9 protein-coding genes are annotated in these 11217 nt (G+C 69.5%); 6 read left to right on the forward strand and 3 right to left on the reverse strand.

Annotated elements, in window-relative coordinates; all coding sequences use genetic code 11:
* The first annotated feature begins 279 nt into the window (after positions 1-279).
* From OG210_RS29645 to OG210_RS29655, 3 genes are all read left to right on the forward strand, one after another.
* Entirely contained in the window at positions 280-1680 is a 1401-nt protein-coding gene (locus OG210_RS29645; protein WP_328324017.1) for an MFS transporter, read from the forward strand.
* Positions 1681-1754: 74 nt separating this feature from the next.
* Complete coding sequence (locus tag OG210_RS29650) at positions 1755-2684, forward strand: LysR family transcriptional regulator (RefSeq protein ID WP_328324015.1); 930 nt, start codon at positions 1755-1757, stop codon at positions 2682-2684.
* A gap of 205 nt (positions 2685-2889) precedes the next feature.
* Positions 2890-3426 (forward strand): hypothetical protein, encoded by a 537-nt coding sequence (locus OG210_RS29655; protein ID WP_328324013.1) that lies wholly within the window; start codon positions 2890-2892, stop codon positions 3424-3426.
* 45 nt (positions 3427-3471) lie between these two features.
* On the opposite strand, the gene OG210_RS29660 is transcribed toward OG210_RS29655, so the two are convergent.
* On the reverse strand, positions 3472-5889 hold the full coding sequence (locus OG210_RS29660; protein WP_328324011.1) for a SpoIIE family protein phosphatase: 2418 nt from the start codon (positions 5887-5889) through the stop codon (positions 3472-3474).
* A gap of 373 nt (positions 5890-6262) precedes the next feature.
* Between OG210_RS29660 and OG210_RS29665 the strand changes: the two genes are divergently transcribed.
* Positions 6263-7744: a sulfatase-like hydrolase/transferase gene (locus OG210_RS29665; RefSeq protein ID WP_328324009.1), complete on the forward strand. Its 1482-nt coding sequence runs from the start codon at positions 6263-6265 to the stop codon at positions 7742-7744.
* Positions 7745-7753: 9 nt separating this feature from the next.
* Complete coding sequence (locus OG210_RS29670) at positions 7754-7888, forward strand: hypothetical protein (protein ID WP_328324007.1); 135 nt, start codon at positions 7754-7756, stop codon at positions 7886-7888.
* A gap of 30 nt (positions 7889-7918) precedes the next feature.
* Here the strand turns inward: OG210_RS29670 and OG210_RS29675 are convergent, their stop codons facing one another.
* Both OG210_RS29675 and OG210_RS29680 read right to left on the reverse strand, forming a co-directional pair.
* Positions 7919-8725, reverse strand: a complete 807-nt coding sequence (locus OG210_RS29675) for a VOC family protein (protein ID WP_328324005.1) — start codon at positions 8723-8725, stop codon at positions 7919-7921.
* A 249-nt stretch (positions 8726-8974) separates the two neighbouring features.
* The gene (locus tag OG210_RS29680; protein ID WP_328324003.1) at positions 8975-9964 is read right to left on the reverse strand and encodes a phospholipase D-like domain-containing protein; all 990 of its coding nucleotides are present in this window, start codon (positions 9962-9964) and stop codon (positions 8975-8977) included.
* A 277-nt stretch (positions 9965-10241) separates the two neighbouring features.
* Between OG210_RS29680 and OG210_RS29685 the strand changes: the two genes are divergently transcribed.
* A complete protein-coding gene (locus tag OG210_RS29685; RefSeq protein WP_328324001.1) occupies positions 10242-11192 on the forward strand; it encodes a LysR family transcriptional regulator in 951 nt (316 codons plus the stop codon).
* The last annotated feature ends 25 nt before the right edge of the window (positions 11193-11217 follow it).

Consider the following 11217-nt stretch of genomic DNA (forward strand, 5'->3'; position numbering starts at 1 on the left):
CACACGGACCGATCGCGTGCTGTGGACGGTCCCGGGCGCCATCCCGCCCGGGTCCGGCCCGGCCGCTTCCCTCATCGACCGGTTCGACGGGGTGTGCCGCCGTGGCTGTCAGCCGCTGCCCGCCGCAGCCCGGCGCCGCGCCGGCACCCTCGGCGTACCGGCCGGACCAGTCCCGCCTCCCTGACCGGCCCGCCCGCGCTCCGACGGCGCCCGCTGTCGGCACCCGCCGTCGGAACCCGCAACAGCTCAGCTTCTCCCCCCATCCCCAAGGAGGCGTGTATGTCCACCCGTAACACCGGCGCCACGACGACCGAGGTCGACGCGGCCACCGATGTGGTCGCACTGCGCAGGAACGTTGCAGCCGGAGCCATCGGCGTGTTCGTGCACTGGTTCGACTGGGCTGCCTACGCCTACCTCGCAGGCACCGTCGCGACCGTGTTCTTCCCGGCCGAGGACAAGACCACCGGACTGCTCGCCGTGTTCGGCGTGTTCGCCGTGTCGTTCGGCATCCGGCCGATCGGCGCCATGGTCTTCGGACCGCTCGGCGACCGGATCGGCCGCAAACGCACCTTGTCGCTGGTCATCTTCATGATGTCCGGCGCCACCCTGACGATCGGCCTGCTTCCCGGTTACGGGACGATCGGAGTCGCCGCACCGGTGCTCCTGCTGGTCCTGCGCCTGGTGCAGGGCTTCGCCGCGGGCGGCGAGTTCGGCAGCGCGGCGAGCTTCCTCGCCGAGAGCGCCCCGCGGCGCCGTCGCGGATTCGGGGTCAGCTGGCTGGAGGTCGGCTCCCTGCTGGGCTTCCTCGCCGGCTCGTTCGTCTTCCTGCTGCTGTCGACGGGGCTCGACGACAGCCAGCTGTCGTCGTGGGGCTGGCGCATCCCCTTCCTCATCGCCGCGCCCCTGGGCGTCATCGGCTTCATCATCCGCAACAAGATCGAGGACACCCCCGAGTACCGGGCGCTCGAAGCCAACGACACCGTCCCGCGCAGCCCCGTACGCGAACTGCTCCGTACCGAGAAGCGGCAACTGCTCCAGGCGGCGGGCCTCATGACCGCCATGCACGTGCCCTTCTACATCGTGCTGACCTACCTGGTGACGTACGAGACAGACCACCTGGGGCAGTCGTCCGGCGACGCCGCCCTGCTGTCCACGGCGATCTCGCTGCTGGGGCTGGTGTTCGTCCCGGTGTTCGGCCTGCTGTCGGACCGGGTGGGACGTAAACCGGTCTTCGTCGGAGCGACGGTAGCCCTGCTGGTCCTCGCCGTCCCCGCGTTCCTCCTGATGCGGACCGGGCTCGTCGGAACCTGGGTGGCGGGTCTCGTGCTCGGTGTGATCCTGGCGGCGATTCTCGGCACCTACGCGGTGTGGTCGGCGGAGATCTTCCCCACCCGCACCCGCCAGAGCGGTCTGTCCATCGCCTACAACATCACCGCCGCGCTCTTCGCCGGCACGGTGCCCTATCTGATGACCGTGCTCATCTCCGCGACCGGCAGCACCCTGCTGCCCGGCTTCTATCTGATGGTGTTCGCCGTGGGCGGCCTCGTCGCCGCGCTCTCCCTCCGGGAGACAGCCGGCTCCGCCATGCTGCGCCCCGAGGACGTGTCCGACCCCGTATCCGATGACGTGTCCGGTCCCGCACCCGAGGACGTGCCCGTGCCGGCCACCGAGCGTCGCTAGAGGCTCTCGTACGAGGCCGGGTACGGACACACGATCGCCAGGCGCGAGGTCCACAGAGGGCGCGAGGTTCACACATGACGTCACCGGTGGGCTTCACTCTCGTCCAGCTCCGCTATTTCCTCGTCGCCGCCGAGTGCGGCTCGATGACGGCGGCGTCGGCCGAGCTGCATATCGCGCAGTCCGCGGTGTCCGCCGCCATCCACCATCTGGAAAGCGACCTGCGGTCACAGCTGTTCATCCGCCGGCGCGGCCGCGGGCTGGTCCTGACACCGGCGGGGGAGAGGCTCCGGCACCAGGCGCGCGAGTTACTGGCCCGTGCGCGTGAGGTGGCGGGGGAGGCGCGCGGCAGCGGGCAGATCCTGTCGGGGCCGGTGAGCGTCGGATGCTTCATCACGCTGGCCCCGTACTACCTGCCCGCCCTGTTCAGCGACTGCACCAGCCGGTACCCGGGGATCGAGATCGACGTCGTGGAGGCCGAGGCCGAACACCTGCTCCAGGCACTGCGCGCGGAACGCATCGACTTCGCCCTCACCTACGGCCTCGGCCTGTCCGCCGATCTCGAAGTGCGCGGAGAGACGATCGCCCGCGTCCCGGCCCATGTCATCGTCCCGGCCGGCCATCGCCTGGCCGGCCAGACGAAGGTGGACTTGACCGAACTGGCCGCTGAGCCCCTGGTGTTGCTCGATCTGCCGTACAGCCGGGACTACTTCCGTGCGCTCGTGGCGGCCACCGGCACCGCGCCCGACGTGCGGTACCGCACCCGGAGCTACGAGACCGTCCGCTCCATGGTGGCCAGAGGCCTCGGCTACTCGGTGCTGAACCAGCGTCCGGCGACCAGAGAGACATACGGCGGCGGCGAGGTGGTGGAGTTGGAGCTGAGTGAGCGATACCCACCGCTGGAACTCAAGCTGGCGACGGTGCAGGGCGTGACGCAGACCGCCCGCGCCCGGGCCGTCATGGAGACGGTGCGGGAGATGGCGGCCAGAGGCACCCCGGCACTCTGACGTTCCTCAGCGACGGTTGTCCCCGTTCCGTCCGTGATGCCCACGGCGGACAGAAGTACGGGAGGACAGCAGCATGGGAGGTCAGACGTACCGGAGGACAGGAGCACGCCCGCCCACCACCGGACTTCGCCGGTCCCCGTCCCAACGGCCGTCTACTGTACGGACACGCCGCGCTGCCGGTCGCGGCCTCCTGAGGAGGATTCCTGTGTCATCGCCCTGCGATCCCCAGCACGCTCCCGTCGGCGATGTGGGTGTGGCCCTCATGATGATCGACTCCCGGCTCCGAGGCATCCACGAGGGAAAGTCCGGGACCGACCCCGAACAACAGGCGCTGATCGACGAGTTCACCGCGTCCCTGGGCCCCAAGGGAGCCGATGACGTACTGGACGGCGCGTGCACCCTCATTCTCATGTTCATGACCTGGCTGCGGAAGGCGCACGAGGAACAGGACAAGGACGTCATCGAGTACGTGGTGCCCAACCTCGTTGCCACGATGCGCATGATGCCCAGGAGCGTCCGACCCGAGGCCATCCCCACCATGGCCGGCCTCGTCATCGCCGCGGGCACCGGACTGAGCCCCAGCCTGTGGCGCCAACAGTACGGATACTGGACACGGGAGGAGATGACCCCCCTCGAAGTCACCGCCTTCCTGCTCGCGGAGCACATCAACCGCATCACCGACGACCCCGACTTCGCCACCCGCTTGATCACCGAAGCTCTGTCCAGTGCGGACGAAGCCTGACGAGCCGGGGCGGCCGGCGGTGCGTCGCCGGCCATGGAGATGGTCCTATCCCGCCCCGGGGAAGGCCTGTTCGGTCCAGATGGTCTTGCCGGAGCGGGTGTAGCGCGTTCCCCACCTCTGGACGAGCTGCGCGACGATGAACAGGCCGCGCCCGCCTTCGTCGTCCTCGCCGCTGTGGCGCAGATGCGGTGAGGTGTGGCCCGTGTCCGCGACCTCGCACAGGAGCGTCCGGTCGCGGATGAGGCGTACTTGGAGCGGTCCGTCGGCGTATCTGACCGCGTTGGTCACCAGCTCGCTGACGATGAGCTCGGTCGTGAACGACAACGCGTCGAGGCCCCAGTGGTGCAGTTGTCCGGTGGCCAGCTCCCGGGCGTGGCCCGCGGCGGACGGTTCTGCGGGCAGTTCCCATTCGATGACCTGCGAGGCGTGGAGTTCGCGGGTGCGGACGAGCAGCAGGGCGGTGTCGTCGGCCGTTGTTCCGCCCGGCAGGAGTTCTGCCACAGCCCGGTCGCAGAGTTCTTCGAGCGACGCGCCGCGGTCGCGGAGTACACGTCCCAGGGTGTCGAGCCCCCGGTCGATATCGCGGTCCCGGGCCTCGACCAGGCCGTCGGTGAAGAGGGCCAGCAGACTGCCCTCCGGCAGCTCGATCTCCATGGACTCGAACGGCAGGCCGCCGAGGCCCAGCGGCGGGCCTGCCGGCAGCTCCGGGAAGGACAGCCGGCCGTCCGGGTCGACGACAGCCGGCGGCAGATGCCCGGCCCTGGCCATCACACAGCGCCGCGAGACCGGGTCGTAGACCGCGTAGAGACAGGTCGCCCCGGTGGTCACATCGGTGTACGAGCGGTCGGATGTGGCCGGCTCGCCCCACTGTTCCTCAGCCGACTGCCCCACCAGGTCGTCGAGCCGGGACAGCAGCTCGACAGGATCCAGGTCCAGCTGGGCGAAGGCACGTACGGTCGTACGCAGCCGTCCCATGGCGGCGGCTGCCTGCAGGCCGTGGCCGACGACGTCCCCGACCACGAGTCCGACCCGGGTTCCGGACAGGGGGATGACGTCGAACCAGTCACCGCCGACCCCTGTCACGTCGTCCGCGGGGAGGTAGCGGTAGGCCAGGCCGACCGCTGACTGCTCCGGCACGTGTTGCGGCAGCAACTGGCGCTGGAGGGCCAGGGCGGCGGTGCGTTCACGGGCGAAGCGGCGGGCGTTGTCGATGGACACCGCTGTACGGGCGACCAACTCGTGGGCCAGCGCCACTTCGCCGCTGTCGAAGGGGGCCGAACTGCTGTCGCGGATGAAGGTGACGAGCCCCAGCATGCTGCTCTCGGTGCGCAGCGGCACGACCAGGGTCGTGTCCTCGAGTACGAGCCCGCCGGATGCGAGGCTGCGGTCCTGCGGCGAACCGGGCCGGTACGCGACGGGTGCGTGGTCCACGAGGGGAGGGGGAGGCGGCTGCTGTCCTGGCTGCTGCTGTTCCGGTTTCCCCCGGCCGGCTTCCCCGGCAGGGCGGCGGGCGACCCGCACCAGCGATATCGCCGCCGAGTCGCTGGTGGCCGGCACCTCGCCTTCCAGTACCGCCCTCGGCAGGTCGACCGTGACCGTGGCGGCGAACTCCGGTACCGCGACCTCGGTGATCTTCTCGGCAGTGGCCGGCACATCGAGGGCGGTGCCGATGCCGCGGCCCGCCTCGACGAGCAGGGCCAGCCGCCGCTGGGCCCTGTAGCGATCGGAGATGTCGAATGCGTCCTCGCACACTCCGAACACATGTCCGTTGGCGTCCTGGAGCCGGTAGTAGGCGCAGGACCAGAGGTGGTCGGTTTCCGGGTCGCTGGGCGGCCGGCCCAGGAAGTGCAGGTCCAGAAATGGCTCTCCGGTGTCCAGTACTTGATGCATGACCGCGTCGAGAGTGGGCGGGTGCCCCTTGGACACGAATACTCCCTCGGAGTACAGCTCGTCGGCCCGAAAGCCGCGGAACTCGGCGAACGGTCGTCCGATCTCCCGTTCGTACGCCGCGTTGCACCAGGTCAGACGGAGATCGGTGTCGTAGATGGCCAGCCCGACAGGTGACTGGGTGGTCAGTCCGTGCAACAGGGCCAGCTGGGATTCCCACTGCCGGAGATCCTTCAGTTCCGTCGCGACGAGGACGCGCTCCGCCGTGCCTGCGCCGGACAGGGGACACACCGCGGTGGCGACGATCAGCTCACGCCCGTCACGGTGCCGGGCGACGCGGATCTCGTTTCCGCGCAGCTGGGGAGGGAGGGGACGCGCGGGGGGCACCGGGCCGGGTGACAGGAACGCATTCAGGGGCCGGCCGAGGATCTCGTGCGGCTGGTATCCGAGGAGCTGCTCCGCCGCGGAGCTCCATCCGATGACCGTGTCCTGGGCGTCGACGACCGCCGTGGCCGCCCTGGTGATGTCGAGGGGACCACTGAAGTCGGTACTCTGCTCGGTGTTCCATGCAGTCATGGCGCCACACCAGCCCCGTTCATCCCCTACAGAATCCGCTCTCCCCGGGGCAGGCACAACCGCGGGTGACCACCGGCCCGCGCCGACGTGCTCGTGCAGCGGACCGAGCTGCGGCGGTGGACCGGCAAGAATGAGCTGCACGGACGAGCCCGCCGAGCCTCCAGAGCCCGCTGAGCCCGCCCGGCCGCCGCACCCCGCTCGGTGCGGGGTGGGCGGTAGCCGGGGGCGGTGCGGCAGGCGTCGGGTGTCAGCCCTGCCCGTATTTATTCTCAAGGGTTGACTAAAAAGTTGGCGGACTCGTACGGTGCCGATCGGCGGCCGGCCGGTCCCGAACGCCCCGGCGCCGTGCACACTGCCCATCCTGGAGACGCCCATGGCAAGCCGTGATCCGCTGCACCCGAACATTCTGGTCATCCTCAGCGACGATCAGGGCCATTGGGCGCTGGGCTGCGCGGGCAACGACGAGATCATCACCCCCCGGCTCGACGCACTCGCCGCCGGAGGCACCCGCCTGGAGAACTTCTTCTGCACCTCCCCGGTCTGCTCTCCCGCGAGGGCCAGCCTGTTCACCGGTCAGATCCCGTCCCGCCACGGGGTGCACGACTGGCTCTCCGGCGGCCACGCGGGGGAGGACGGTGTCGACTTCCTGGCAGGTCAGCGCCTGTTCACCGACGACCTGGCCGCAGCCGGGTACCGTCTGGCGCTGTCCGGCAAGTGGCATCTCGGCGCGAACGACCGGCCCCGGCCCGGTTTCACCCACTGGTACTCCCACGAAAGCGGCGGCAGCCCGTATCACGGTGCACCCATGTACCGCGACGGCGTACCGGCCCCGGCCGAGGGCTACCTCACCGACCTGCTCGCGGACGATGCCGTGGCCTGTGTGCGGGCCGAGGCCGGCAGTGACGACCCTTTCTATCTCTCTCTGCACTTCACTGCGCCGCACAAGCCCTGGAAGGGCCAGCACCCGCCGGACATCGAGGATCTGTACGCCGGCTGCGCCTTCGACAGCTGCCCGCAGGAGCCGCCGCATCCCTGGCAGCCGCTGGTCGACGGGGTGCCTGTCGGGGGCGAACCCGATGTACGGGCCGCCCTCGTCGGCTACTTCGCCTCGGTCACCGCCATGGACGCCGGCATCGGGAGGGTGCTCGACACGCTGGCCGAACAGGGGCTCACCGACAGCACGCTCGTCGTCTTCTCCAGCGACAACGGGTTCAACTGCGGCCACCACGGCATCTGGGGCAAGGGCAACGGCACCTTCCCGCAGAACATGTACGACAGTTCGGTCAAGGTTCCCGCGATCATCTCGCAACCGGGGCGGATCGCAGCGGGTCAGGTGCGCCAGGAGCTGCTGTCCGCCTACGACTTCGCGGCAACGCTCCTGGAGTGCGCCGGCCTGGACCCCGAGCCGTACGAACAGGGACCCGGCAACTCCTTCGCGGGTCTGCTCCTCGGCGACGGAGCACAGCGGTCCGGAGCACAGCGGTCCGGAGTGCGACGGTCCGCACCGTCCCGGCCTGTGGTGGTCTACGACGAATACGGGCCGGTACGCATGATCCGCACCACGGACTGGAAGTACGTCCACCGCTACCCGTACGGCCCGCATGAGCTCTACCACCTCGCCGAGGACCCGGGCGAGCGCTTCAATCTGGCCGAAACCCCGGCCCATCGCGAGCAAATCACGGCTCTGCGGCGCCAGTTGGACGCCTGGTTTCTGGAGCACGGGGAACCTGAACGGGACGGGAGCCGCCTCCCGGTCACCGGGGCGGGGCAGTCCGCGCCGCTGGACGGCGACCCGGCGGGAGCGTTCGACGCCCCGGACTGGCAGCTGCGGTATCCGCCGCTCAGCCCGCTCTGAACGGAGACCGTGCTGTTCGTGAACCCGGCCGGACCCGCCCGCAACGCGCTCTGCCGGTGCACCGGGAACACCCCGGTCACCGACTTCGCCGGGTACGACTTCTCGTACCTGAGGTCTCTCGTACCCGAGGTCTCTCGTATCTGAGGTCAGCGGGCAGGCCCGGGGCAACCGGACTCAGGCCGGTTCGGGTGCGCTCGTCTTGATGATCCCGAAGACGCCGCCCTGCGGGTCCTGCACCAGCGCCATCCGGCCCGCCATCATGTCGAACGGCGGCGTGAGGACGTTGCCGCCGGCCCGTACCAGCGCGTCGACCGTGCTGTCGGTGTCGTCGACGGCGAAGTACGTCAGCCAGTGCGAGGACACGTCCGGGCGCGGGCCCTCCATTTTCGCGAGGCCCTGCATACCGCCGACCATACGGCCGTCCACCGACAGCGCGAAGTAGTCCGGTGCGCCCTCCATGGGGGCGGCTTTGACCCCCAGCACCTTGGCGTAGAAGGGGGAGGCGGCGGCCGGGTCGGTGGTGTTGACCTCGTTCCAGATGACCGCACCCGGTTCGTTGACGATTCCGGCGCCGGGGAAGTCCCGGGCCTGCCACAGACCGAAGGCGGCGCCTGTCGGGTCGCTCGCGACGGCCATCCGGCCGAGCGTGAGCACGTCCATGGCGCTCATCGTCACCTGACCTCCGTTGTCCGTGATCGCCCTCTCGGCGGCACTCACGTCGGTGGTGGCGAGGTAGGTGGTCCAAGCGGCCGGGGGTGCCGGGTCGGGTTTGCTGCCGTCCGGGTTCATCGCGGTCATGATCCCGGCGACCGGCTTACCGTTCAGCGTGCAGACGGCGTATCCCCCGGTCTCGGGCGAGCCGGCCTCTCCCTGCCAGCCGAACAGGTCACGGTAGAAATCGAGAGCAGCCTGCTGGTCGGGGACCAGGAGATCGACCCAGCAGGGGGTGCCGGGTGTGTACGGACTGGTGACATCGGGCATGACGATCCTCCGTGGTGGTGGTGTTCCACCGCTATCCCTGCCCTGGCCGGGACCACCGCGACGTGGGAACTCGGGAACATCACCCGACCGTGGACCGGGGCGCCATCGGGCTCGCCGGCACGGTTCCGCTCTCATCCTGCCCGGTCGGCGGCGCCCGCACGGCCCTCGTACCCACGGGTACGGCCCCGGCCCGTCCGGGCCGGGGCCGGAGCTCCGGCAGAGCTGCGCCGTGCTCTCGGTCCGACGCGGTCAGGCCGTGCCGGAGCTCTTGAGGAAGTCGGCGTCGAAGGCCTTCTCGATGCCGCTGACCACTGCGGAGTCACTGACGATCAGGCCGAGTTCGCGGTTGTGGTTCAGCGAGTTGTCGGAGAAGTTCTCCGAGCCGGCGAACACCTTCGCGGAGGACGTGCCGTAGTCGGCGACGATCGCCTTGGCATGGATGTAGTAGCCGGTGGAACTCGTGTAGGTGGTCACCTTGCCACCCGCGGCTGTGACCTCCTGCAGCTCCTTGCTGTACTTCGAGGACTGGTTCTCCGCGACGACGCGAACGGTGACGCCGCGCTTCGCGTCAGCGACGACCGCGTTCACCAGGGCGGAGTCACCGAATTCCTCCTCCTGGACATCGAGGCTGCTCTTCGCCCCCGTAACCAGGGCCAGCAGATGGCTCTGCGAGTCGGTGGGCGACCAGACCAGGTCGGTGCCGTCGGACGGGGTCACCGAGGTCTTCGCGTAGTCGGCGTCGAAGACCTTCTCGATCGCCGCGACGTCGGCCTGGTCGGTGTCGAAGACGCCGTAGTCACGCGAGGTCGAGTAGTACGTCGTGTCGAAGTTTCCGGTGCTGATGTACGACGTGGCGCCGTCGACCGTGATCGTCTTCTGGTGGGTGTAGACGTACGCCGACGACGAGTACGTGACCCCGGCCCCGGCCGCGGAGAGCGCCTTGTAGGCGGCGGCGTCGATGGACGCGTGCTGGGAGTCGAAGACCACGCGGACCTTCACCCCTGCCTTCTGCTCCTTCACCAGATCGTTGACGAGGGTGGTGTCGCGCAGCTCATAGATCGTCACGTCGACCGACTTCTTGGCCGAGCTGACGAAGTCGTAGATCGCGCCTTCCTTCTGGTCCGGGAGGACCACCAGGGAGTAGGCGCTCGCGGCGTGGGCGGTGGCGGGCAGGAAGGCGCATGCTGCGGCCAGGGCACCTGCGGCCAGGGTGGGCATGAGGCGGTGTGTGGGGTTCACCGGGGCTCCTGTACGTCGTCTCGTGGGGGTGCGCGCAACGCGCGTAGCGCATCCCAGTAGGGCACAGCGCCGAGGCTCGCTGAAGCTCAGTTGAGTGAACAGAGGGGCAGCGTTGTGCAAAGCGTCACGGACGTCACTCCTGCATCAACTGCCCCAAAAGGGTGTGCAGTTGGCGCACCTCTGTCCGACGGATCCCGGTCCGGCCGGCAGCCCGTCCGTGGGGCGAGCCACAACCTCCCGTTGTACCAGCCTCCCGTTGTGCCCATAGGGTGGTCGCATGGATCTCGACGCCGTGCGCACCTTCGTCGCAGCTGCGGATGCCGGCCAGTTTCAGGAAGCCGCCGCCGCCCTCTCGATCACCCAGCAGGCCGTCTCCAAGCGCATCGCCGCGCTCGAAAAGGACCTGGAGGTACGCCTGTTCACCCGCACGGCCCGCGGAGCCCGGCTCACGATCGACGGCCAGGCGTTTCTGCCCCACGCCCGCGAACTTCTGCGGGTGGAGGAACGGGCCGGCGCGTCGGTGCGTCCCGGTCGGCGCGCTCTGCGCGTCGACGTCGTCAGCCGGCGGATCGCGCCCGCAGTGCTTCTGCAGGACTTCCACCGCATGCGTCCTGAGATCGAGCTGGATGTCGTGGCCCTGCTGAGCGCCGACGTCGACGAGGCAGTCGCCGCTGTCGAGGCCGGGACGATCGACGCCAGCTTCCACGCTGTTGCCCCGCACCAGCGGCTGCCGGCTGGGATCAGGACCGACCGAGTGATCGACGAGCCGCACCAGCTGCTCGTCGGGCCCCGCCACGCACTCGCCAACGCCCGCGCCGTCACACCTGCGCAACTGGCCGGACACCGGATCTGGATGCCCGGCATCGCCGCCGGGACCGAGGTGGCCGCGTACTTCGACGAGCTCGCCGCCACCTTCGGGCTCACCCTCGACCTCATCGGACCCGTCTTCGGCAACGAGGCATTGCTGGCCGAGATCGCCGAATCCCCGGAACTGGCCACCCTGGTCGGCGAAGGTACCCGGTATCTGTGGCCGGACAGCTACGACTTGCGGCGCATTCCGGTGCGCGGCCCGGCGCTGATCTACCCGCTGTCACTGATCTGGCGCGACGACAACCCCCACCCCGCGCTCGCCGAATTCCGCGACTACCTCGATGCCAGACGGCCGAAGCCGCCCAGCACCGAGGTCTGGACACCGACATGGGCGCACTGGCCGGCCTCCACGGCATAACCCTGGCCCGCTGCCCGCGTCGTTC

Source organism: Streptomyces sp. NBC_00466, from assembly GCF_041433995.1.
GTDB lineage: Bacteria > Actinomycetota > Actinomycetes > Streptomycetales > Streptomycetaceae > Streptomyces.